This window comes from Duganella lactea, from assembly GCF_009857505.1.
Classification (GTDB): Bacteria; Pseudomonadota; Gammaproteobacteria; order Burkholderiales; family Burkholderiaceae_D; genus Rugamonas; species Rugamonas lactea.
Genome location: NZ_WWCP01000015.1, coordinates 104,783 through 126,335, shown reverse-complemented (window position 1 = coordinate 126,335; position 21,553 = coordinate 104,783). Strand labels below are relative to the sequence as shown.

Here is a 21,553-nt window from a genome sequence, read left to right as displayed (position 1 = left end):
CAGCGGCGGACTTAGCGGACCAGCAGGTGCAGCTTGCCTTTGACGTCCTTGAACTGCTCCGCGTCCGGCAGCGCCGGGATCGTCTTGGTGATCGACGGCCATTTGCGTGCCAGGTCAACATTGATCTTGATATAGTCCTGCTGGTCGCCCGGCACGTCCTCTTCGGCATAGATGGCGTTCACCGGGCATTCGGCGACGCAGACGGCGCAATCGATGCATTCGTCGGGATCGATGGCGAGGAAGTTCGGGCCTTGGCGGAAACAATCTACCGGGCAAACATCGACGCAGTCCGTGTAACGGCAAGCGATGCAAGATTCGGTGACAACGTGGGTCATAACAGTCCTATCAATGTTGGTGTGCAGCGGCGTCGGCGGCGGGGCGGGTTGCCTGGCTAACCTCGGCAAAGCACTGTATTTTAAGGTAATTCGTCCTTTCTCACAAATTGCGCTTATATACAATACATATAAGCAAATTCATTCGGTGAAAGCGACAACTATCGCGCCGGCATCGCGCCGGTCGCCGCCCACTGGCGCCGCAGGCCCGCAACTGGCATCATGGCGCCTTTGTTTTCTGCACAGCAGGGGGAGATCCGCATGGCGGACATCAATATCGTCCAGGCGCACAGCCTGGCGCCGGAACAGGCGCGCGCAGCCGCCCAACAGATGGCCGACAAGCTGGCCGAACAATTTGAACTGGTTTGCCGCTGGGACGGCGATGTGTTGCGTTTCGAGCGCAGCGGCGTCGACGGCGCGCTGACGTTGCAGCCGCATCAGGCGCAGCTGCGGATCGCGCTGGGCTTCCCGATGAGCATGATGGCCAGCCAGATCGAGGCCAAGGTCAGTGAAAAGATGCGTCAGCTGTTCGCCGCTTGATATCTTTTGATGTTGCTTGATTTTTATTACTGTTGTTCGATTTAAAACAGTAAAACAAAAAAGGCCCGCACGGGCCTTTTTTAATTACTTCAGTTCTTCGATCAAATCGATGTACTGCTGTTTGGCCTGGTCCTGGCTGGTGCCGGCCAGCGCGGCCCAGGCATCGTACTTGGCGCGGCCGACGAAGTCGGTCATGCCGGGACGCTCGCCGCTCACATCGCCGGCCGAACCCTGTTTGAACAGGGCGTAGATTTTCAGCAGCGTCATGTTGTCCGGCCGTTCCGGCAGATTCTTCGAGTCCGCCTGTGCTTGTTCAAACTGTTCTTGCAAACTCATACCGCGCTCCTTGCAGTGATTGATGAAATGACGCGTCATCATAACCGCGGCGGCGGCCAATCTCCCTAGAGTGCGGGCTCCAAACAGAAACGGCGGCCATGCCGGGACGTGCCCGCATGAACCGCCGTTGCCGCCGTCGCCCTCCCGGGCGTCCGGTCACTCCGGAAGAATTACTTCTTCTTCGTCGGGTTGACTGCCGATTTCAGCGTGGCGCCAGCCGAGAATTTCGGGGTTTTCGACGCGGCGATCTTGATCGCTTCGCCGGTTGCAGGATTGCGGCCTTTACGCGCTGCGCGCTTGGCGACCGAGAAGGTGCCGAAGCCGGTGATGCCGACCGAGTCGCCTTTTTTCAGACGCTCGGTGATGATGGCGATCAGCGTGTTCACTGCGCCGTTGGCGGCAGCAGCGGACAGCTCGGTGCGTTTCGCAAATTCTGCAATCAGTTCGCCTTTTTTCATTACTACCTCCTTGGTTATTAGAGCGCGCAGATTAGCATAAATATTGTTAAAAGTAATGGTTTCCGTTCGAAGCGCGCCTTGTATTTGTTGAGTCGCCGCGCTTTGCTGTGACTAAAGCCTTGTATTTAAAGGGCTTACACGTTTTCGGCAAACCCGCATTGGTGACGAAAAAGGTTTATGATGGAACGCCTAGAGGACGGGATCATGAGCTTTTCAGACGAGACACTGATAGCGTATGCCGATGGCGAACTGGACGAAGCGACCCGTCTGGCGCTGGAGTCCGCGCTGCGCCACGACAGCCATCTGGCGCGCCGGGTGGCGCGGCTGCGGGCCGCGCGCAACGCCGGCGTCTACGCCGATCAGCACAATCCGTCCGCGCTGCAGGCCCGCCGAGGCGCCAATGTGGTGCAACTGGCGGCGGTGCGCGCGCAGCGTCTGGCGGCCCAGCAGGCGGTACGCAAGGCGGCCACGCGCCGGCATTGGGGCTGGCTGGAATGGAGCGCGCTGGCGCTGGTCATGGTGCTGGGACTGGCGGCCGGCAAGTTCGGGCTGGCCAAATGGCAGCCGGGCTGGTTTGGCGACAACATGCCGCCGGCCACCGACGTGGTGAGCCGCAATGGCTTGCTGGTGGCGCAGGGCCGGCTGGCCGCTTCGCTGAGCCAGCAACTGGGCGGCGCGGCGACGCAGGCCGACAGCGATGTGCGCGTGGGCCTGAGCTTTTTATCCAACGAGGGAACCTACTGCCGCAGCTTCACGCTGGTGGGGATGACGCAGGATCTGGTGGGGCTGGCGTGCCGCGCCAACGAGGAATGGCGGGTGCCGGTGATGGTGCAGCATGGGCGTCCGGCGGCGACCATGGACGCCTACCGCATGGCGGGGACGGAGATGCCGACGGCGGTGCTGGAGGCGATCGACCAGCGCATCGTCGGCGGCATGCTCGACACGCGGGCCGAGCTGGAAGCCTTGCGCCGCAACTGGCAGCGCTAGCTTCGTTATTCCCGCGGGACGACGTTTATACCGCCAGCAGTTCGACGTCGAAGATCAGCGTGGCGTTCGGTGGAATCACGCCGCCGGCGCCGCGCGAGCCGTAGCCCAGTTCGGCTGGAATGATCAGTTGGCGGGCGCCGCCGATTTTCATGCCTTGCACGCCTTCGTCCCAGCCGCGGATGACCATGCCGGCGCCCAGGGCGAACTCGAATGGATCGTTGCGGTCTTTGCTCGAATCAAATTTCGGGCCCTTGCTGCCGTCGTCGTTGCGCAGCCAGCCGGTGTAGTGCACGGTGACGTTCTGGCCGGCTTTGGCTTCGGCGCCTTCGCCCACGGTCAGTTCGATGTATTGCAGGCCCGATGGGGTGGTGATGGTGGACATGGTCTTCCTTTCATTAGAAACAGGCCGGAATTGTAGCAGGGCATGGGCTTTGCACGTAAAATGGGGTTTTGCTTTTGGAGCAGCATCCTCTATGTTCCGACGTTTCGTTTTTTCCTGCGTTTGCGCCATGGCCGCCATCGGCTGCGCGCAAGCGAATGTGGTGGTGGTGCTGAACTCGCGCGACGCCACCGTGCAGTTGCTGGACCAGGCCACCTACCGCGACCTGGGCACGATCCCGGTCGGCAAGGAGCCGCACCACCTGATGGCCACGCCGGACAACAAGTCGCTGATCGTCGCCAGCTCGGTCGGCAATGAGCTGATCTTCCTGGACCCGAAAACCGGCCAGCCGCAACGCACGCTGAAGAACATTCCCGACCCGTACCAGATCGGTTTTTCGCCGGACCAGAAGTGGTTCGTGTCGAACTCGCTGCGCCTGGACCGCGTCGATCTCTACACCTACGATGGCGTCAATCTGACGCTGGCCAAGCGCCTGCCGCTGGCCAAGCTGCCCAGCCACGTGGCGTTCAACGCCGCCAGCAACATGGTCTTCATCACCCAGCAGGGTAGCGACCAGGTCAGCGCCATCGATCTGCCCACGCAGACGATCAGGTGGACGCTCCCGGTCGGCAAGCTGCCTGCCGGCATCGCCATGACGCCGGACGACAAGTATCTGCTGGTCGGCATCATGGGCAGCGACTACGTGGAAGTGATCGACTGGAAGGCGCGGAAGACGGTCAAGCGCATCAAGACCGGCATGGGCGCGCACAACTTCCGTTCGGCCGGCGATGGCCGCCACACCTATGTGTCGAACCGTGTTTCCAATTCGATTAACATCATTGATCAGAAGACATTGGAAAACGTCGGCCAGATCAACGTGCCCGGCGGCCCGGACTGCATGGAAGTCAGCGACGACGGCAAGACCATGTGGGTCACGCTGCGCTGGATCAAGAAGGTGGCGGTGATCGATCTGAAGACCCGCAAGCTGATCAAGACCATCCCGGTCGGCCGCTCGCCGCACGGCGTGTTCTTTATCAACTCCGCGTCCCGCTGATGCGCCGCGCCGCCGCCCTGACCCTGATGGCGCTGGCGGCAGCGCCGAGCGCGCATGCCGCTTGCCAAGGCGTCATCTATCTGACCTTCGACACCGGCAGCCAGTCGCAGGCCGAGCTGATCGCCGATACGCTGAACCGCCACCACATCAAGGCCACCTTCTTCCTCGCCAACGAGAAAACCGTGCGCGGCGACGATACGCTGGACCCGTCGTGGTCGGCGTACTGGAGGGCGCGCGTGGCGGAAGGCCATGCGATCGGCACGCATACCTGGGACCATGCGGTGTTCGTGCGCGATGGCGCCGACGGCACGGTGGTGGTCAAGCCCGGCTTCGGGTCGCAGGCGAGCCGGCAGGTCAGCTGGACGCCGCAGCAGTATTGCGAACAGCTCAAGCGGGTCGATCAGCGTTTCGTGCAACTGACCGGCAAGCCGCTCGATCCCTTGTGGCGCGCGCCGGCCGGCCGTACCTCGGCGCGGCTGCTGGCGATCGGCAAGGCCTGCGGTTACGCGCACGCGGGCTGGGCGCCGGCCGGCTTTTCCGGCGACGAGCTGCCGAGCGCCGCGTATCCGAATGCGGTACTGCTGCAAAAGATGTTGCGCGACCTGCGCGGCGGCGATATCGTCCTGATCCATATGGGCATCTGGTCGCGCAAGGACCCTTGGGCGCCGGCGAATCTTGAACCTCTGATCACGGGGCTGGAGCGGCAGGGCAGGTGTTTTGCCACGCTGCGCGAGCATCCCGACTATAAACCATGATAACAACCTTGTCCGACTGGCTGGGCAGCGCCCAGGGCTGGCTGTTTGAAACCGCGATCCAGCCGCTGGTGTTCCAACTGGGCTTTGGCGAGCACGTCGAGGCCGCTTTCGAGGGCACCGAGTGGCTGCTGATCGGCGTACTGGAGCTGGCGCTGCTGTTTCTGGTGCTGCGTCCACTGGAAGCGCTGATCCCGGCGCAGCCGATCACCGACACGCGCGCGCGCTGGAACGACTTCATCTACACGGTGCTGCACCGCATCGGCATCTTCTCGCTGCTGATCTTCTTCACGCTCGATCCGCTGCTGGACGGCCTGGCTGGCTGGCTGCGCTTTGAAAGCGTCCAGCCGTTCAACCTGGAGGCGCTGTGGCCGGGCATCGGCCCGTTGGGCGCGTTCGCCGTGTATTTCGTGGTGCTGGACTTCTGCGATTACTGGTATCACCGCGGCTCGCACCGCGTCAACTGGTGGTGTGCGCTGCACGGCCTGCATCACAGCCAGCGGAATATGAACCTGTGGAGCGACGACCGCAACCATGTGCTGGACGACCTGCTGCGCGATGTCTATATGGGGCTGATCGCGCTGGCCATCGGCGTCGAGCCGGCGCAATATGTGATGCTGGTGTCGGTGTCGCGCATTTTGCAGAGCCTGCAGCACGCCAACGTGCGCATCCACTTCGGCTGGCTGGGCGAGCGGCTGCTGGTGTCGCCGCGCTACCACCGCATGCACCATGCCATCGGCGTTGGCCATGAAAACGCCGATGGCAAGCTGGGCGGTTGCAATTTCGCCGTGCTGCTGCCGCTGTGGGATATCGTCTTCCGCACCGCCAATTTCACACCGGCGTTTGTCGCCACCGGCATCCGCGACCAGTTAACGGGGCGCGAGTACGGCAATGGTTTTTGGTCGCAGCAGGTACTGGGCCTGAAGCGCATGATCGAGTTTGCACGAAAGGATGTGGTCTGATGGGCGCTGTGATTCGCGCGTGGAGCCGCGCTTTCCTGTCGCAATGGCACGGCAAGCTGCTGTTGATGAGTATCGCGCCGTTCCTGCTGGCGCTGGGCGTCTGGGCGGTGGCATTGTATTTTTATCTGCAACCGTTGGTCGATTATCTCCACGCGCTGTTCACCGACCACAACCTGTTCGCCACCAGCACCAGCTGGCTGCGCAGTCTCGGTCTCGGCACGCTGACGGCGGTGGTGCCGCCGCTGATCGCCATGCTGGCCCTGCTGCCGCTGATGATTCTGACCGCGCTGATCTTTATCGGCGTGGTGGCGATGCCGGTGATCTGCCGCCACGTCGGCCGGCGCCACTTCGCGCAGCTGGCGCAGCGCAAGGGCGGTTCGATTCTGGGCAGTGTCGGCGTCGCGCTGGGCGGCATGCTGATCTTTATCGGCCTGTGGATCGTCACGCTGCCGTTGTACGCCTTTCCGCCGCTGGCGGTGCTGGTGCAGGCGCTGCTGTGGGGCTGGCTGACCTGCCGCGTCATGGTGTACGACGTGCTGGCCGACTACGCCAGCAGCGAGGAACGCCATCGGATGCTGAAACAGCACCGCCTGCGCCTGCTGGCGATCGGCGTCGTCTCCGGCGCGGCGGGCGCGCTGCCGGGCGCGCTCTGGCTGGGCGGCGTGATGGCGGTGGTATTCTTCCCGTTTCTGGCGGCCGCCTCGATCTGGCTGTACGTGCTGATCTTTATCTTTACCGGACTGTGGTTCGCTTACTATTGCATGGAAGCGCTGGCGCAAATGCGGGCGCAGGAAGAAATTACCAAGGAGCTGGCATGACAATCGGACTCATCATTATTGGCGACGAAATCCTGTCGGGCCGTCGGGTCGATCAGCATTTCCCGAAAGTGGTGCAGATGCTGGCGGCGCGCGGCCTGCAACTGCACTGGGCCGAGATTTTGCCGGACGATCCGCTGCGCATCACCGACACGCTGAAGCGCACCTTCGCCAGCGACGACATCGTGTTCTGCTGCGGCGGCATCGGCGCCACGCCGGACGACCACACGCGCCAGGCGGCGGCCGACGCGCTGGGGTTGCCGCTGGTGCTGCACGAGCAGGGCAAGCTCAACATCCAGCAGCGCATCGTGCAGATGGCGCAGGACGCTGGCCAGACCGCCGACCTGAATTCGGCCGAGAACCTGCACCGCCTCAAAATGGCCGAGTTCGCCGAGGGCGCGGCGCTGATCCCCAACCCGTACAACAACATCGCCGGCTTCGCGCTGCGCCAGCACTACTTCGTGCCGGGCTTCCCGGTGATGGCCTGGCCGATGCTGGAGTGGGTACTGGACAACCATTACGCCGACCTGTTCAACCGCGAGCCGCGGCTGGAGCAGTCGGTGCTGGTGTACGAGGCGGCCGAGTCGGCGCTGACGCCGCTGATGGTGGCGCTGGAGCAGCAATATCCGCGCGTTAAAGTGTTCAGCCTGCCGAGCGTGGGCGACGCCAACACGCGCCGCCACATCGAGCTGGGCGTCAAAGGCGAGCCGGCGCAGACGGCCGCCGCCTTTATTCAACTGTGCGACGAATTGCGCAGGCTTCATGTAGAGTTCAAGCAGGCCTAGTCCGCTTTGTGACCAGCGCATGACACGGCGTTCCTCCCTCGGAGAGAACGCCGTTGTTTTTTTGCGAAAAACAAACGGCGCTTTGTAATTATTGTGCGCCAGCGCCGGTCGGCATCGTGCCGATGTGGTGCAATGGAAGCTAGCAAGAATGACTGAAACATCCCGATGCTCCCACCTGATAATTCTGAAGCAACCGAAGACCACCTGGCGCAAGCACAGATGGATACGCCACCGCCACCGCCGGCAGATGAAGCCGGCCCTCCGAAGAAAAGCAAACGCCCGCGCAACGCCTTGCTGTTGGTGTTGCTGGTGGGCGTGTCCTTTGCCGGCTACTGGGGCTATCGTGAAACGCTGACCTCCACGGTGCAGGCCGCCGTGTTCAGCGACCTGGCCGGCAAGATGACCTATCGGATGGAGAAGGGACCGAGCAAATCGATCCGCTTCCCGCACGACAGTCCGTATGACGAGCGGCTGGGCTATGCCGGCCTGCCGGACTATATCGGCAAGCTGAGCCAGCGCGACTACCACGTCGCGGCGCAGGCGCGCATCTCGCCCAAGATGGCCGACCTGATCGACATGGGCGTGTTCGCCACCTACCGCGAAAAAACCAAGACCGGCCTGACGATCTATGATTGCCGCGCGCAGGAACTGTTTGCCGCCAGCTATCCGGAGCGCATCTACAACCGCTTCGAGCAGGCGCCGATCGCGTTGGTCAACAGCCTGCTGTTCATTGAGAACCGCGAGCTGCTGGACCAGACTTATCCGAAGCGCAATCCGGCGGTGGAATGGGACCGGCTGGCCAAGGCGATGCTGGAGAAGGCCGTCAGTGCCGTCGGCGGCGGCCATCGCGCCGCCGGCGGCAGCACGCTGGCGACGCAGATCGAAAAGTATCGCCACTCGCCGGAGGGCCGCACCGGCTCGATGACCGACAAGCTGCAACAGATGCTGTCGGCCAGCATGCGCGCCTACATGGACGGCCCGGACACCACCCAGGCGCGCCGCCGCATCGTGCTGGAATACCTGAACACGGTGCCGCTGTCGGCCAAGCCCGGCTATGGCGAAGTCAACGGCCTCGGCGACGGCATGTGGGTGTGGTATGGCCGGCCGTTCAACGAGGTCAACCAACGCCTCGGCGGCAAGCTGGATAAGCCGGACGCGGAAACCGCGCTGGTCTACAAGGAGGCGCTGAGCCTGATGATCGCGCAGCGCCGCCCGAGCTACTATCTGGGCGACGGCGCGGCCGATCTGGAAGTGCTGGCCAACAGCCACCTGCGCATCCTGGCCGCCGACGGCGCCATCACGCCGGCGCTGCGCGACATGGCGCTCAAGCAGGTGCTGCATCCGGCCACCGGCAACGGCCTGCAGTCGGCGCCGCCGCAGACCTTTGTCAGCCGCAAGGCCACCAACGCCATCCGCAACCATCTGGCGAATCTGCTGGGCGATAACCGCATGTACAACCTGGACCGGCTGGACCTGAGCGTGGTCAGCACGCTGGACGCGCGGGCGCAGATCGCCGTCACGCAGGTGCTGCGCGATCTGCACGATCCGGAGAAGGCCAAGGCGGCCGGGCTGACCGGCAAGGGCATGCTGGGCAACGGCGATCCGGCCAATGTGGTGTACAGCTTCACGCTGCTGGAGAAGGGCGCGCAGAACAATCTGTTGCGCCTGCAGACCGACAACTTCGACCAGCCGCTGGACATCAACGAAGGCGCCAAACTGGATCTCGGCTCGACCGCCAAGCTGCGCACGCTGATCAGCTATCTGGACATCATGGACCAGCTGCACAAGAAATACGGCGGCCTGGACAACGCCGCGCTGTCGCAGGTGCGGGTCGATCCGCAGGACAAGCTGACGGCGTGGGCGCTGGAGTACTTCAAGGGACTGCCGGTGGGCCAGCGGCCGTTGACGCCGATGTTGAACGCGGCCATGGAGCGCAAGTATTCCGGCAATCCGGGCGAGGGCTTCTTCACCGGTGGCGGCCTGCATTACTTCGGCAACTTCTCGAAGGAGGACAATGCGAAGATATTGACGGTGACCGAGGCGCTGCGCCGCTCGACCAACCTGGTGTTCGTACGCCTGATGCGCGACGTGGCCAAGTACTATATGTTCCAGTCGCCGGGCTCATCGGCCTCGCTGCTGGCCGACGCCGACGATCCGCGCCGCGCCGGCTACCTGGCGCGCTTCGCCGACAAGGAGGGCCGCGAATTCCTGGCGCGCTTCTACGCCAAGTACAAGGGCAAGCCGCCGGAGGAGCTGGACAAGATTCTGCTGGCGAACATCCGCAGCACGCCGGTGCGGCTGGCGGTGATCCACCGCACCGTGTATCCGCTGGCGACGCCGGCGCAGTTCGCCGCCTTCCTGAAGGAAAACCTGCCGTCGCAGAACGAGGTGACGGAAGAGCGCGTGGCCAAGCTGTACGATCAGTATGCGATCGGCAACTGGTCGCTGGCCGACCGCGGCTATCTGGCCAAGGTGCACCCGCTGGAGTTGTGGATGGCGGCCTATCTGCGCCTGCATCCGGGCGCGACGCTGAGCGAGATGACCAAGGCCAGCGAGCAGGAACGGCAGGACGTCTACCAGTGGCTGTTCAAGACCCACCGCAAGCACGCGCAGGACCGCCGCATCGCCGGGCTGATCGAGATGGAAGGCTTCATGGAAATCCACAAGCAGTGGAAGAAGATGGGCTATCCGTTTGACTCGCTGGTGCCGTCGTATGCGACCACGCTGGGGGCCTCGGCCGACCGGCCGGCCGCGCTGGCGGAGTTGATGGGCATCGTGGTCAACGGTGGCGTGCGCAAGAGTTCGCAGCGCGTGACGTCGCTGCACTTCGCCAAGGGCACGCCGTATGAAACGCTGGTGACCAAGGCGCCGCCGACCGGCAACGAGCAGGTGCTGGCGCCGGAAGTGGCGCAGGTGGTGGCGCAGGCGATCCGTGGCGTGGTGTCGGATGGCACGGCGAAGCGGGTCAAGGGCGCGTTTGTCGACGCCAACGGCGCCATCATCCCAGTCGGCGGCAAGACCGGCACCGGCGACCAGCGCTTTGACGTCTACGGCGCCGGCGGCCGGCTGATCGAGTCGCGCTACGTGAACCGCTCGGCGACGTTCGTGTTCAATATCGGCGAACGCTTCTTCGGCTCGATGACGGCGTATGTGCACGGGCCGGAATCGAAGAACTACGACTTCACCAGCGCGCTGCCGGTGCAGTTGCTGGTGGTACTGGCGCCGCACCTGATGCCGCTGATCGAACCGAACGCCGCGCCGAAACCCGGTGCCGACGGTGTCGTTGCCGCGGCGGCGAAACCACTGCCCGCCTGCGGCGGCTGAGTCGTCGTCCCGGCGCAAGCCGGGACCCATGCCGGGGATGCGCGCCATCGACTCCCGTCTTCGCGGTAGTGACGGCAGCGTGTTCCTCTTGCATAGTTTCATAATTATTGGCAATGTGTCAGCCCATGAAACCTCTGCGCCACCACATGTCCAAAATACTCAAGTTCACCCAGTTCTCGATCCGGGACCTGATCGTTGCCGCCGCGCCAACGGTGCTGACCATCGTCGGCATCTGCCTGCTGGCCTACTGGCTGGTGGACCCTGCGCCGCCGCGCACGGTGCGGCTGGGCACGGGCCAGGAAAATTCCGCCTACGAGGAATTCGGCAAGAAATACGCCGCCGTGCTGGCCAAGCACGGCGTCAAAGTGACGCTGGTGCCATCGGCCGGCTCCAGCGAAAACCTGCGCAACCTGAAGGCCGGCAAGGTCGACATCGCCTTCATGCAGAGCGGCTCCACCAACGAAGAGGCGGCCGAACGCGAAGGCCTGACCTCGCTGGGCAGCCTGTTCGTTGAACCGCTGTGGTTGTTCCTGCGCGAAGAAAAGGGCAAGCCGCCGGTCACCCGGCTGACCGATCTGCGCGGCAAGAAAATCAACTACGGCCCCAAAGGCGCCGGCTCGCCGCGCCTGTTCCGCCAGATCCTGGAACTGAATGGGGTGGAGAAGGGCGAAGTTGAGCGCTTTTCGCTGGCCAACACGCCGGCCACGGTGGAATTGCTGGAAGGCCGCATCGACGGCCTGGTGTTCACCTCGGCGCCGGAAGCGCCGCTGATCCAGATGCTGCTGCAAACGCCGGGCATCAAGCTGTTCGACTTCAACCAGGCCGAGGCCTATTCGCGCAAGCTGCCCTTCCTCACGCATGTGATGCTACCGCAAGGCATTGTCGACCTGGGCCGCAACCTGCCTGCCGAGGACTACCACCTGATCGCCCCGACCGCCACGTTGGTCGGGCGGGAAGACCTGCATCCGGCGCTGGTGGACCTGTTTGTGCAGGCGGCGGCCGGCATCCACGGCGGCGCCGGCTGGTTCCAGCAGCAGGGGCAATTCCCGTCGGCCAAATACACCGAAATCCCGGTCGATGCCGAAGCGGCCAAGTTCTACAAGAGCGGTCCGCCATTCCTGCAGCGCTACATGACCTTCTGGCTGGCCAACTTCTTCGACCGCATGTGGGTGCTGGTCGTGGCGCTGGGCGCGCTGATCCTGCCGCTGTCGAAAGTGGTGCCGCCGCTGTACGTGTGGCGCATCCGCTCGCGCGTGTACAAATGGTACGGCCAGTTGCGCGCGGTGGAGCAGAAGGTGGAGGACGCGCCGGCCGCGACACGGATGCAAGTGTACGAAGAACAACTCCGACGGCTCGACGAGATTGAAGAGTTGGTGAACCAGGTCTCGATCCCGCTATCGTTCGCGGACGGCTTATACGGCCTGCGCAGCCACATCCAGTTCGTCCGCAAGCGCATCCTGTTCCTGATGGGGGACGCCTCGCCCACCGCCCCGGAAGCCGTGCCGGTCTAAAACCCCGGTGACACCGGGGTTGCGCTTCAGGCGCCGATCCAGGGGAGGGCGGCGTGGCACCAGCCGTTGATGTTCTTGCGGTGGCCACGCTCGTCTTTTTCGCCTTCGAAGCCTTCGAGGATGTCGTAGCAGTGCTGGTAGCCGTGCTCGGTCGCCAGCTTGGCCGCACCACGCGAGCGCACGCCGGAGCGGCACAGGAACAGGATCACCTGGTCCTTGCGCGCCACACCGTTTAATTGCTCGATAAATTCATGGTTGGCGTTGCCGCCGGGGTAGGTGTTCCATTGCACCGCACCATGTTGGGCTTCCGGGATGGCGACCCGGCCCACCCAGTCGCGCTCGGCATTGGTGCGCACGTCGATCAGCTTGACGGCGTTGTCGGCCATCACCAGCTCGTAGGCCTCGGCCGGCGTCACCGCGCCGGCATACGGCCAGTCCTTGCTGCGCCCCCGCGCCAGGGTGAGGATCTCATCTATTTTGCTCATAAGGTGTTCCGGTTATAAGTTTGAGTTTATTATATGGCGTCCGCGCAGACCTGCGACCCCAATGCACCAAAACCATGCGCTTTTCAGAAAGAATCCTAATATGCACTCATAAGGTGCAAAATGCGGGAGTTGCACCAAGGAGGTGCACGTTTAATCTGCTGTAACGACGTTCCAGGCTGGCACGGATACTGCTTAATTGAGTCTCACGAGTTCCACATATTCCCTTTAGGAGATACGCATGGCAATTACGGCCGCAGAAGTTTTGAAAATGGTCCAGGAAAACGAAGTTAAATTCGTTGATTTCCGTTTCGCTGATACCCGTGGTAAAGAACAGCACGTCACCGTGCCTGTGTCGGCCTTCGACATCGACAAGTTCGAATCGGGTCACGCTTTCGACGGTTCCTCGATCGCCGGCTGGAAAGGTATTGAAGCGTCCGACATGATCCTGCTGCCGGACCCAAACACCGCGCGCATCGACCCGTTCATGGAAGAAACCACGCTGTTCATGCAATGCGACGTCATCGAGCCGGCCGACGGCAAGGGCTATGACCGCGATCCACGCTCCATCGCCAAGCGCGCTGAAGCCTACCTGAAAGCCTCGGGCATCGGCGACACCGCCTATTTCGGCCCCGAGCCAGAATTCTTCATCTTCGACAGCGTGCGCTGGAAGATCGACATGTCCGGTTGCTTCGTCAAAGTGGACTCCGACGAGGCGTCGTGGTCGACCGACAAGGAAATCGAAGGCGGCAACAGCGGCCACCGTCCAACCGTCAAGGGCGGCTACTTCCCTGTGCCACCCGTGGACAGCTTCCAGGACATGCGTTCGGAAATGTGCCTGATCCTGGAATCGCTGGGCATCCCGGTTGAAGTGCACCACCACGAAGTGGCCGGCGCCGGCCAGAATGAAATCGGCACCAAGTTCTCGACCCTGGTCGAGCGCGCCGACTGGACCCAGAATCTGAAATACGTGGTGTGGAACGTCGCCCACAGCTACGGCAAAACCGCCACCTTCATGCCAAAACCTATCGTTGGCGACAACGGTTCGGGCATGCACGTGCACCAGTCGATCTGGAAAGACGGTAAAAACCTGTTCGCCGGCGACGGCTATGCCGGTCTGTCGGAAGAAGCGCTGTATTACATCGGCGGCATCATCAAGCACGCCAAAGCACTGAACGCGATCACCAACCCAGGCACCAACTCGTACAAGCGTCTGGTGCCAGGCTACGAGGCCCCAGTGAAACTGGCGTACTCGGCGAAAAACCGTTCGGCGTCGATCCGTATTCCCCACGTGGCCAATCCAAAAGGCCGCCGTATCGAAACCCGTTTCCCGGACCCGCTGGCGAACGTCTACCTGTGCTTCGCCGCGCTGCTGATGGCCGGTCTGGACGGTATCCAGAACAAGATCCATCCGGGCGAAGCGGCGTCGAAAGACCTGTACCACCTGCCGCCGGAAGAAGACGCACTGATCCCGACCGTGTGCGCCTCGCTGGAAGAAGCGCTGGACAACCTGAACAAGGACCGCGCGTTCCTGACCCGTGGCGGCGTGTTCACCGACTCGATGATCGACGCCTACATCGAACTGAAAATGCAGGACGTTCAGCGCATGCGCATGACGACTCACCCTGCTGAGTTCGACATGTACTACTCGCTGTAATCGCTCGGCGCCACGGCGCCGGTGAGGTAGCGCAAGACGCGGGGCGAGCAGAGCTTTCCCCGCGTTTTTATTTGGATGCTGTATATTCGGGAGGGATGTGCCCACCACGGATTTACGAATGACAATGAGTTTGAAACTGACGCTGTCGCTGGCGCTGCTGGCCTCGGCCGCCGCCGCGCACGGGCAGATTTACAAGTGCACCACGCCCAGCGGCAGCAAGGAGTTGACCGATGTGAAACGCGGCCCGCATTGCGAGCTGATGGATTTGCCGGGCACGGTGATTCCGGCGCCGCCGCGCCGCGTGGCGCAGTCGTCGCCGCGCAACGCTCAGCCCCAGCCCCAGTCCCAGCCTCAGCCGGTGACGTCGCCGGGCGATTTTCCGCGCGTCGACAGCGCCGAGCAGAAGGCGCGCGACGCCGACCGCCGCGGCATCCTGGAAGAGGAGTTGAAGGCGGAGTCGCTGAAGCTGGCCGAGCTGCGCCGCGAGTTCAACGGCGGCGCGCCGGAGCGGCGCGGCGACGAACGCAATTACGCGAAGTATCAGGAGCGGGTGGCCGGGCTGCGCGACAGCATCAGCCGCTCGGAGAAAAATGTCGATGCCTTGAAACGTGAGATCGCGAATATCCGATGACGAGTCTGCCATGAGTATAGTGCCATGAGTATAGTGAGTAATATCGCCGCCCGCGCGGCCGCCGCGATTCACCGTCCGCCCGCGCTGGCCGGCCTGGAGCTGCTGGCCTCGGCCGTGGTGCTGGTCGACGCCGAGGGCAAGATCGCCTACGCCAACGCCGCCGCCGAGAACCTGCTGGAAAGCTCGCTGAAGGCGCTGTCGCGCCAGACGCTGAGCGCGCAGTTCGTCAATCCCGATGAGCTGGACCACATCTGCGCCCAGGCGCGCGAACACAAGTTCTCCGACCTGCGCCAGGACCTGACGCTGGAGCGCGCCGGCCGCGAGCCGCTGCATGTGCACAGCATGGTGTCGGCGGTGGAGGAGCCGGCCGGCGGCGTGCTGATCGAGCTGCGCGAGAACCAGCAGCACCTCAAGCTGGACCGCGAGGAGCGCATCCTCGACCAGAGCCAGGTCAACAAGGAGCTGATCCGCAACCTGGCGCACGAGATCAAGAATCCGCTGGGCGGCATCCGCGGCGCCGCGCAGCTGCTGGAGATGGAGCTGCCGGGCGCGCACGCGGTGCAGCTGCGCGAGTACACCCAGGTCATCATCAAGGAGGCCGACCGGTTGCAGACGCTGGTCGACCGTCTGCTGGCGCCGCACCGCCGGCCGCACATCGTCGGCGACGTCAACATCCACGAGGTGCTGGAGCGCGTGCGCAGCCTGATGCTGGCCGAGTTCCCGTCCGGCCTGACCATCCTGCGCGACTACGACGCGTCGATCCCCGAGTTCCGCGGCGACAAGGAGCAGCTGATCCAGACCGTGCTCAACATCGCGCACAACGCCGCGCAGGCGCTGGCGGCGCAGATCGACGCCGGCGCGGCGCAGATTGTTTTCAAGACCCGGGTGGCGCGCCAGGTCACCATGGCCAAGGTTCGCTACGGGCTGGCATTAGATTTGCATATCATCGACAATGGACCGGGTATCGCACCCCAGATTCGCGACCGCATCTTTTATCCCCTGGTATCGGGCCGGGAGGGCGGCAGCGGTTTGGGGCTGACCTTGGCGCAGACCTTCGTGCAACAGCACATGGGCGTGATCGAGTGCGAGAGCCGGCCTGGATGTACGGATTTCCGTATTTTGCTGCCGTTGCCATAAGCTGCGGCGGGCATGCGCGGTCCGTGTCCCTTGATTGACGATCCTCGCGGAAACCACACAACACATGAAGCCAATCTGGATAGTAGACGACGACGAATCGATCCGCTGGGTACTGGAAAAAGCGCTGGCCCGGGAAAACCTGGCCACCAAGAGTTTTGCCAACGCGCGCGACGCCATCGCGGCCTTGGAGTTCGAGACACCGCAGGTGCTGGTGTCCGACATCCGCATGCCGGGCGATTCCGGGCTCGACTTGCTGCAACGGGTCAAGTCGCGCTTTCCCGGCCTGCCGGTCATCATCATCACCGCCTTTTCCGACCTGGATTCGGCTGTCGCCGCCTTCCAGGGCGGGGCGTTCGAATACCTGGCCAAGCCGTTCGACATCGACAAGGCTGTCGAACTGATCCGCCGCGCGCTGGACGAGAGCCTGCGCGAGACCAGCGTCGAGTCGGGGCCGGCGGAAACGCCGGAGATCCTCGGCCAGGCGCCGGCGATGCAGGAAGTGTTTCGCGCCATCGGCCGCCTGTCGCAGTCGAACGTGACGGTGCTGATCACCGGCGAATCCGGCTCCGGCAAGGAGCTGGTGGCGCGCGCGCTGCACAAGCACTCGCCGCGCGCGGCGCAGCCGTTCATCGCGCTGAACACGGCGGCGATTCCGAAAGACCTGCTCGAATCGGAACTGTTCGGCCATGAGCGCGGCGCCTTCACCGGCGCCCAGACCACGCGCCGCGGCCGCTTCGAGCAGGCCGAGAACGGCACGCTGTTCCTCGATGAGATCGGCGACATGCCGTTTGACTTGCAGACGCGCCTGCTGCGGGTGCTGTCGGACGGCCACTTCTACCGCGTCGGCGGCCATCAGCCGCTGAAGGCGAATGTGCGCGTGATTACCGCCACCCACCAGAACCTGGAGCAGCGCGTGCGCGACGGCCTGTTCCGCGAGGACTTGTTCCATCGCCTGAACGTGATCCGCCTGCGCTTGCCCAGTTTGAGGGAGCGCCGCGAGGACATCCCTATTTTGGTGCGTCACTTCCTGGTGCAGAGCGCGAAACAGTTGGGTGTCGAAGCCAAGCGCATGAGCGACGCCGCGCTGCAGTTCCTGTGTGGCCTGGAGTTGCCCGGCAATGTGCGCCAACTGGAAAATCTGTGCAACTGGATCACGGTGATGGCGCCCGGCCAGACGGTGGAGATCAAGGACCTGCCGCTGGAGCTGTCGCAGGAGCAGGCCGGCGGCGGCGCCGTTGCATCGTCCCCCGGCGCGGCGCCCGGCGAGGGCTACAGCGCGCAGCAGCATCACGGCATGGTCACGCCAGTGGCCGCCGAGGCCGGTGGTCACGCCGCCAGCACGCCGGACGCCTGGCTGGGCTTGCTGGAAATGCAGGCCGCCAGCATGCTCAGCGGTGGCCAACAGGAGGTCATGGCGGTGCTCGGCCGGCAGTTCGAGTCGGCGCTGATCCGCACCGCGCTGAAGCACACCCACGGCCGCAAGAACGACGCGGCGGTGCGCCTGGGCATCGGCCGCAACACCATCACCCGCAAGATCGCCGAGCTCGGCATCGACGGCGCCAAGGACGATTAGGCGGCCAGTGTGCGCCGCTTAACAGCGGCGTAATCCAGTGCAACATCTGTTTAAGGTAAGCTCTTGGCTGTCGAAGCCAGGCGCTTTTCTTTTTTATGGATGATGTATGCTGATTAATTGCGTGGCCTACCAGGATGGTAACAAGCTGGCCGACATACCGGTGGCGGAAATTAGCGACTATCTGGAGCAGCCGGAGACGTTTGTGTGGGTGGCGCTGCGCGACGCGCTGCCGGACGAGCTGACCACCATGCAGCACGAGTTCGGCCTGCACGAGCTGGCGGTCGAGGACGCCAGTCGCGGCCACCAGCGGCCGAAGATCGAGGAGTACGGCGATTCGCTGTTCGTGGTGGTCAAGACCATCGAATGCCGCGACGGCGAGGTGGCGGTGGGCGAGGTGGATATCTTTGTCGGACAGAACTATGTGCTGTCCTCGCGCGACGGCCAGAGCCAGCAAGGCTTCATGGGCGTGCGCGCCCGCGCCGAGCAGGAGCCGCACATGCTGCGCCTCGGCCCGGCCTTTGTGCTGTATGCGCTGATGGACGCGGTGGTCGACCGCTACTTCCCGGTGCTGGACATGCTGGAGACCGAGCTGGAAAAAATCGAGGAGCTGATCTTCACCCAGGGCCGGCAGCGCGACAACATCCAGCGCCTGTATCAATTGAAGGGCAAGGTGACCACGGTGCGCCACGTGGTGGCGCCGCTGATGGAGGCGGTGGGCCGGCTGCACGGCGGCCGCGTGCCGTCGATGTGCCAGGACACGCAGGAATATTTCCGCGACGTGCACGACCATCTGCACCGCATCAGCGCCTCGCTGGACGGCATCCGCGACACCATCGCCACGGCGATCCAGGTCAACCTGTCGATGACGGCGATCGAGGAGAGCGAAGTGAATAAGCGGCTGGCGGCGTGGGCGGCGATCTTCGCGATCGTCACCGCGTTTGCCGGGCTGTGGGGCATGAATTTCAAATACATGCCGGAACTGGACTGGAAGTTCGGTTATCCGATGGCGATCTGCGTCATGGTCGGCGTGTGCGTGTACCTGCACCGGCGCTTCAAGAAAGCCGGCTGGCTATAAAAAAATCCCCGGCAAGCCGGGGATTCTTTTCACGTCTTCAGCTTAGAAGTCGTAGGTCGCGCGCACGTACATGGTACGGCCGAGTGGATCGGTGAAGCGCGGATCGTAGCCAGCCTGGAACACGGTGGTCTGGTACGACAGCGGTGGTTTGCGGTCGAACAGATTACGCACGCCGGCGGTCAGGGTCAGGCCTGGCAGCGCCTTCCACGAACCGTAGCCATCCCAGGTGGTGTACGACGGCACGTGGTTGTCCGGGTCCTGGTCCACATAGCCCGACTTGTAGTGACCGGTCATGCCGGCGGCGACGTCGCCCTTGGACCAGCCCAGGTTCAGGGTGTGCTGCCAACGGAACACTGGCAGGTCGCCCGAGTATACGCCTACGCGCTGGTGCATCTGGTCGCCGATGAAGTTCTGATACTCATACTTGTGCACCCAGGTGCTCGAGTAGTTCATCGTGAAGTTGCCGTAGTTCGTGGTACGCATGCGGTAGGCGGCCGACAGGTCGACACCGTTGGTGTTCATGTCGCCCAGATTCTGCGTACGCAGGTCCAGGTAACCGCAGGTGATCGGGTTCGGGCACTGGGTGCCGTCGGTCGACAGATTGCCGCCCACGTTGCGGTGGTAGTACTGGGCGAAGGTGACCGGATCGGCCAGCACGTCGGTGTCGGTCAGGATGCCGATCTGGTTGGTCAGGCGGATGGTCCACCAGTCCGCGCTCAGCGACAGATTGTTGATCGGTTCCCACATCACGCCGATGGTGCCGTTCTTCGATTTTTCCGGGCTCAGGTTCTTGTTGCCGCCGTTCATCACCTGGAACTGCTGCTGGCAGTTCGACGAGGCTGGTTTACCTGGCGCCGGGTTGCCGCCTGGGCAGTTGATCGGATCGTCACCCTGCGACGAGTTGGTGTACGAGGTGGCCGAGTTGATCTCATACAGCGATGGCGCGCGGAAGCCCTTCGAGTACGAACCGCGGAACAGCAGCGAGCTGACCGGACGGAAGGTGAAGCCGAACTTCGGATTGGTGGTGTGGCCGAAGTCGCTGTAACGGTCATAACGCACGGCGGCGGTCACGTCCAGGTTCTTCAGCAGCGGCACATTCAGTTCCGAGAAGAACGCCGACACGCTGCGCGAGCCGACGTTCAGCGTGTTCGGGTCGAGGCCGGTCGACGAGGCCACCTTGGCGGCGAACTCGGTGTTGGCGGCGTCGTTGAACTTCTGGTGCTCGTACTGCGCGCCCAGCGCCAGCGCCGATTGGTTGCCGGAGTTGAACCAGTCGCCCACTTCGCGGCTCAGTTTCAGGTCGGCGCCCTTGTTGACGCCTTTCGAGTTGCGCTGATTGCCGGCCAGCGTGGCGCTTTGCAGCAGCGCGGCGCCGGCGGCGCTCTGGTCGCCGAACGCATTGATCACGCCGTTCAGAATGCCTTGCGAAATGATGTTGTCATTGTCGTAGCCGGACAGGTTCTGGGTGATCTTGTTCTCGTTGTAGCTGAGGGCGGCGTCGTAATCCCAGCCAGCCACCACGCCTTTGAGCGACACCACGGCGCGGTTCTGCTTGTTGATGTTCTCGTCGGCGCGCGGGCCGGCCACCAGGTTGCGCCATTTGGCGGTCACAAAGCCTGGCTGCACGCCCGGCACGGCGGCGGCCACCTCGTCCATATAGGCCGGGTCCAGGCCGGCGGCGGTCGGGAAGTACGGGTTGGCGGTGCCGTCCGGACGCAGGCGGTTGATGTACAGGCCGCCGTGTGGCACCGGCGCGATCTGGGTTTCCACCTTGCTCTTGGTCGACAGCAGCTCGATGCCCAGTTCGTGGTTTTCGCTCAGCTTGAGGGTGCCCTTGACCAGGCCGGTGGTGCGTTCGCTCTTCGGCAGGTAGTCGACGAAGGCCGAGGTGGTCATTTGGCACTGGCCGCCCTTGCCCGGTATCAGGTAGGCCGCGGTGCAGCCAGGGCCGTTCGGGTTGCCGGCCAGGTTGCCCTGGGCCCAGTTGGCCGGGAAGGTGGTCGGCGAGAGGCCGCCCGCGTAGCGGGTGTTGTAATCACGCTGCGTGCCGCCCAAGCGGTTTTGCTGCTGGCGGTCCACCACCGCGAAGATGTTGAAACCTTGCTTGTCCAGGTCGCCCCAACCGTAGCTGGCGTTGAAGTTGCTCGATTCGCCGCCTTGTTTTTCCGCGCTGTCGGCGCCCAGCGTCACGCTGCCGCCCTGGTAGTCTTTCTTGGTGATGAAGTTGATCACACCGCCGACCGCGTCGGAGCCGTACAGCGCCGAGGCGCCGTCGCGCAGTACCTCGACGCGCTCCAGCGCGGCGAACGGGATCATGTTCAGGTCGGGCGCCGAGCCGTCGATGGCGTTGTTGGCCAGGCGGCGGCCATTCAGCAGCACCAGCGTCTTGTTGGCGCCGATGCCGCGCAGGTCGGCGAACGAGGCGCCGCCGGTGCCCGAGCCGACCGACTGGCTGGTGCCGGTCGACGCTTGCGACACGCTCAGATTAGCCATCACCTGTTCGACGGTGGTGATGCCTTCCTTTTTCAGGTCGGCCATTTTGACCACGGTCACTGGCACGGCGGTTTCCGCGTCGATACGCTTGATTGCCGAACCGGTAATTTCCACGCGCTGCATCGGCGCGCTGTCTTGCGCGAATGCCGGTTGTGCCAGCATCAGGGCGGCGCCGCCGGCGAACATCACGCGCAGCGAGCGGGATAAAACTGTTTCCATCATCATTACTGAACTCCTTGGGGTCTTGCGGCTACTTGGTTGTCGAGGTGC

The 21,553-nt window shown here is 63.6% G+C and carries 20 protein-coding genes; 14 read left to right on the top strand and 6 right to left on the bottom strand.

Annotation, left to right across the window (positions count from 1 at the left end; all coding sequences use genetic code 11):
* Positions 1 to 11 precede the first annotated feature (11 nt).
* Positions 12 to 335, bottom strand: coding sequence for a ferredoxin FdxA (gene fdxA / locus GTP44_RS14245; RefSeq protein WP_160990778.1), 324 nt, complete (start codon positions 333 to 335; stop codon positions 12 to 14).
* 258 nt (positions 336 to 593) lie between these two features.
* On the opposite strand from fdxA, the gene GTP44_RS14240 reads away from it, so the two are divergent.
* The gene (locus GTP44_RS14240) at positions 594 to 872 is read left to right on the top strand and encodes a polyhydroxyalkanoic acid system family protein (RefSeq protein WP_160990777.1); all 279 of its coding nucleotides are present in this window, start codon (positions 594 to 596) and stop codon (positions 870 to 872) included.
* 84 nt (positions 873 to 956) lie between these two features.
* Here GTP44_RS14240 and GTP44_RS14235 read toward each other — a convergent pair whose 3' ends face one another.
* A complete protein-coding gene (locus GTP44_RS14235) occupies positions 957 to 1,208 on the bottom strand; it encodes an acyl-CoA-binding protein (protein WP_160990776.1) in 252 nt (83 codons plus the stop codon).
* Positions 1,209 to 1,378: 170 nt separating this feature from the next.
* Entirely contained in the window at positions 1,379 to 1,666 is a 288-nt protein-coding gene (locus GTP44_RS14230; protein WP_072784867.1) for an HU family DNA-binding protein, read from the bottom strand.
* Between the two features lie 204 nt (positions 1,667 to 1,870).
* On the opposite strand from GTP44_RS14230, the gene GTP44_RS14225 reads away from it, so the two are divergent.
* Positions 1,871 to 2,653, top strand: a complete 783-nt coding sequence (locus tag GTP44_RS14225) for a hypothetical protein (RefSeq protein WP_161019942.1) — start codon at positions 1,871 to 1,873, stop codon at positions 2,651 to 2,653.
* 25 nt (positions 2,654 to 2,678) lie between these two features.
* On the opposite strand, the gene GTP44_RS14220 is transcribed toward GTP44_RS14225, so the two are convergent.
* Positions 2,679 to 3,035 (bottom strand): FKBP-type peptidyl-prolyl cis-trans isomerase, encoded by a 357-nt coding sequence (locus tag GTP44_RS14220; protein WP_160990774.1) that lies wholly within the window; start codon positions 3,033 to 3,035, stop codon positions 2,679 to 2,681.
* Positions 3,036 to 3,126: 91 nt separating this feature from the next.
* Here GTP44_RS14220 and GTP44_RS14215 point away from each other — a divergent pair, with 91 nt between their 5' ends.
* The 7 genes from GTP44_RS14215 (at position 3,127) to GTP44_RS14185 (ending at position 12,235) form a co-directional block, all read left to right on the top strand.
* Complete coding sequence (locus tag GTP44_RS14215) at positions 3,127 to 4,086, top strand: YVTN family beta-propeller repeat protein (protein WP_161019941.1); 960 nt, start codon at positions 3,127 to 3,129, stop codon at positions 4,084 to 4,086.
* Positions 4,086 to 4,841, top strand: a complete 756-nt coding sequence (locus GTP44_RS14210) for a polysaccharide deacetylase family protein (protein ID WP_161019940.1) — start codon at positions 4,086 to 4,088, stop codon at positions 4,839 to 4,841. Before GTP44_RS14215 ends, GTP44_RS14210 begins: the two co-directional genes overlap by 1 nt.
* Complete coding sequence (locus GTP44_RS14205; RefSeq protein ID WP_161019939.1) at positions 4,838 to 5,800, top strand: sterol desaturase family protein; 963 nt, start codon at positions 4,838 to 4,840, stop codon at positions 5,798 to 5,800. The genes GTP44_RS14210 and GTP44_RS14205 overlap by 4 nt, the downstream gene beginning before the upstream one ends.
* On the top strand, positions 5,800 to 6,618 hold the full coding sequence (locus tag GTP44_RS14200) for an EI24 domain-containing protein (protein ID WP_161019938.1): 819 nt from the start codon (positions 5,800 to 5,802) through the stop codon (positions 6,616 to 6,618). Before GTP44_RS14205 ends, GTP44_RS14200 begins: the two co-directional genes overlap by 1 nt.
* Positions 6,615 to 7,400, top strand: coding sequence for a competence/damage-inducible protein A (locus GTP44_RS14195; protein WP_161019937.1), 786 nt, complete (start codon positions 6,615 to 6,617; stop codon positions 7,398 to 7,400). Before GTP44_RS14200 ends, GTP44_RS14195 begins: the two co-directional genes overlap by 4 nt.
* Before the next feature lie 219 nt (positions 7,401 to 7,619).
* On the top strand, positions 7,620 to 10,724 hold the full coding sequence (locus tag GTP44_RS14190) for a transglycosylase domain-containing protein (RefSeq protein ID WP_161019951.1): 3,105 nt from the start codon (positions 7,620 to 7,622) through the stop codon (positions 10,722 to 10,724).
* Between the two features lie 146 nt (positions 10,725 to 10,870).
* Positions 10,871 to 12,235 (top strand): TAXI family TRAP transporter solute-binding subunit, encoded by a 1,365-nt coding sequence (locus tag GTP44_RS14185; RefSeq protein WP_160990926.1) that lies wholly within the window; start codon positions 10,871 to 10,873, stop codon positions 12,233 to 12,235.
* Positions 12,236 to 12,261: 26 nt separating this feature from the next.
* On the opposite strand, the gene GTP44_RS14180 is transcribed toward GTP44_RS14185, so the two are convergent.
* Positions 12,262 to 12,720: a rhodanese-like domain-containing protein gene (locus GTP44_RS14180; RefSeq protein ID WP_161019936.1), complete on the bottom strand. Its 459-nt coding sequence runs from the start codon at positions 12,718 to 12,720 to the stop codon at positions 12,262 to 12,264.
* Positions 12,721 to 12,958: 238 nt separating this feature from the next.
* Between GTP44_RS14180 and glnA the strand changes: the two genes are divergently transcribed.
* The 5 genes from glnA (at position 12,959) to corA (ending at position 18,790) form a co-directional block, all read left to right on the top strand.
* Complete coding sequence (gene glnA / locus GTP44_RS14175) at positions 12,959 to 14,374, top strand: type I glutamate--ammonia ligase (RefSeq protein WP_090189435.1); 1,416 nt, start codon at positions 12,959 to 12,961, stop codon at positions 14,372 to 14,374.
* A 118-nt stretch (positions 14,375 to 14,492) separates the two neighbouring features.
* Positions 14,493 to 15,005, top strand: coding sequence for a DUF4124 domain-containing protein (locus GTP44_RS14170; RefSeq protein WP_161019935.1), 513 nt, complete (start codon positions 14,493 to 14,495; stop codon positions 15,003 to 15,005).
* Positions 15,006 to 15,029: 24 nt separating this feature from the next.
* The gene (gene glnL / locus GTP44_RS14165; protein WP_161019934.1) at positions 15,030 to 16,142 is read left to right on the top strand and encodes a nitrogen regulation protein NR(II); all 1,113 of its coding nucleotides are present in this window, start codon (positions 15,030 to 15,032) and stop codon (positions 16,140 to 16,142) included.
* 64 nt (positions 16,143 to 16,206) lie between these two features.
* Positions 16,207 to 17,715 carry a nitrogen regulation protein NR(I) gene (gene ntrC / locus GTP44_RS14160; protein ID WP_160990765.1) on the top strand — a complete coding sequence of 503 codons (1,509 nt, stop codon included), beginning with the start codon at positions 16,207 to 16,209 and terminating at the stop codon, positions 17,713 to 17,715.
* A 106-nt stretch (positions 17,716 to 17,821) separates the two neighbouring features.
* Positions 17,822 to 18,790 (top strand): magnesium/cobalt transporter CorA, encoded by a 969-nt coding sequence (gene corA, locus GTP44_RS14155; RefSeq protein ID WP_160990764.1) that lies wholly within the window; start codon positions 17,822 to 17,824, stop codon positions 18,788 to 18,790.
* Positions 18,791 to 18,832: 42 nt separating this feature from the next.
* Here corA and GTP44_RS14150 read toward each other — a convergent pair whose 3' ends face one another.
* Positions 18,833 to 21,508: a TonB-dependent receptor gene (locus GTP44_RS14150; RefSeq protein ID WP_161019933.1), complete on the bottom strand. Its 2,676-nt coding sequence runs from the start codon at positions 21,506 to 21,508 to the stop codon at positions 18,833 to 18,835.
* Positions 21,509 to 21,553 lie beyond the last annotated feature (45 nt).

Excerpts from the sequence above, each read along its gene's own strand:
- glnA (WP_090189435.1), top strand. The coding sequence starts at position 12,959 with ATGGCAATTACGGCCGCAGAAGTTTTGAAAATGGTCCAGGAAAACGAA.
- GTP44_RS14215 (WP_161019941.1), top strand. The coding sequence starts at position 3,127 with ATGTTCCGACGTTTCGTTTTTTCCTGCGTTTGCGCCATGGCCGCCATC.
- GTP44_RS14240 (WP_160990777.1), top strand. The coding sequence starts at position 594 with ATGGCGGACATCAATATCGTCCAGGCGCACAGCCTGGCGCCGGAACAG.
- GTP44_RS14220 (WP_160990774.1), bottom strand. The coding sequence starts at position 3,035 with ATGTCCACCATCACCACCCCATCGGGCCTGCAATACATCGAACTGACC.
- GTP44_RS14235 (WP_160990776.1), bottom strand. The coding sequence starts at position 1,208 with ATGAGTTTGCAAGAACAGTTTGAACAAGCACAGGCGGACTCGAAGAAT.
- GTP44_RS14170 (WP_161019935.1), top strand. The coding sequence starts at position 14,493 with ATGACAATGAGTTTGAAACTGACGCTGTCGCTGGCGCTGCTGGCCTCG.
- GTP44_RS14210 (WP_161019940.1), top strand. The coding sequence starts at position 4,086 with ATGCGCCGCGCCGCCGCCCTGACCCTGATGGCGCTGGCGGCAGCGCCG.
- GTP44_RS14200 (WP_161019938.1), top strand. The coding sequence starts at position 5,800 with ATGGGCGCTGTGATTCGCGCGTGGAGCCGCGCTTTCCTGTCGCAATGG.
- GTP44_RS14230 (WP_072784867.1), bottom strand. The coding sequence starts at position 1,666 with ATGAAAAAAGGCGAACTGATTGCAGAATTTGCGAAACGCACCGAGCTG.
- GTP44_RS14190 (WP_161019951.1), top strand. The coding sequence starts at position 7,620 with ATGGATACGCCACCGCCACCGCCGGCAGATGAAGCCGGCCCTCCGAAG.
- ntrC (WP_160990765.1), top strand. The coding sequence starts at position 16,207 with ATGAAGCCAATCTGGATAGTAGACGACGACGAATCGATCCGCTGGGTA.
- GTP44_RS14180 (WP_161019936.1), bottom strand. The coding sequence starts at position 12,720 with ATGAGCAAAATAGATGAGATCCTCACCCTGGCGCGGGGGCGCAGCAAG.
- GTP44_RS14225 (WP_161019942.1), top strand. The coding sequence starts at position 1,871 with ATGAGCTTTTCAGACGAGACACTGATAGCGTATGCCGATGGCGAACTG.
- GTP44_RS14195 (WP_161019937.1), top strand. The coding sequence starts at position 6,615 with ATGACAATCGGACTCATCATTATTGGCGACGAAATCCTGTCGGGCCGT.
- GTP44_RS14150 (WP_161019933.1), bottom strand. The coding sequence starts at position 21,508 with ATGATGATGGAAACAGTTTTATCCCGCTCGCTGCGCGTGATGTTCGCC.
- corA (WP_160990764.1), top strand. The coding sequence starts at position 17,822 with ATGCTGATTAATTGCGTGGCCTACCAGGATGGTAACAAGCTGGCCGAC.
- fdxA (WP_160990778.1), bottom strand. The coding sequence starts at position 335 with ATGACCCACGTTGTCACCGAATCTTGCATCGCTTGCCGTTACACGGAC.
- GTP44_RS14185 (WP_160990926.1), top strand. The coding sequence starts at position 10,871 with ATGTCCAAAATACTCAAGTTCACCCAGTTCTCGATCCGGGACCTGATC.
- glnL (WP_161019934.1), top strand. The coding sequence starts at position 15,030 with ATGAGTATAGTGAGTAATATCGCCGCCCGCGCGGCCGCCGCGATTCAC.
- GTP44_RS14205 (WP_161019939.1), top strand. The coding sequence starts at position 4,838 with ATGATAACAACCTTGTCCGACTGGCTGGGCAGCGCCCAGGGCTGGCTG.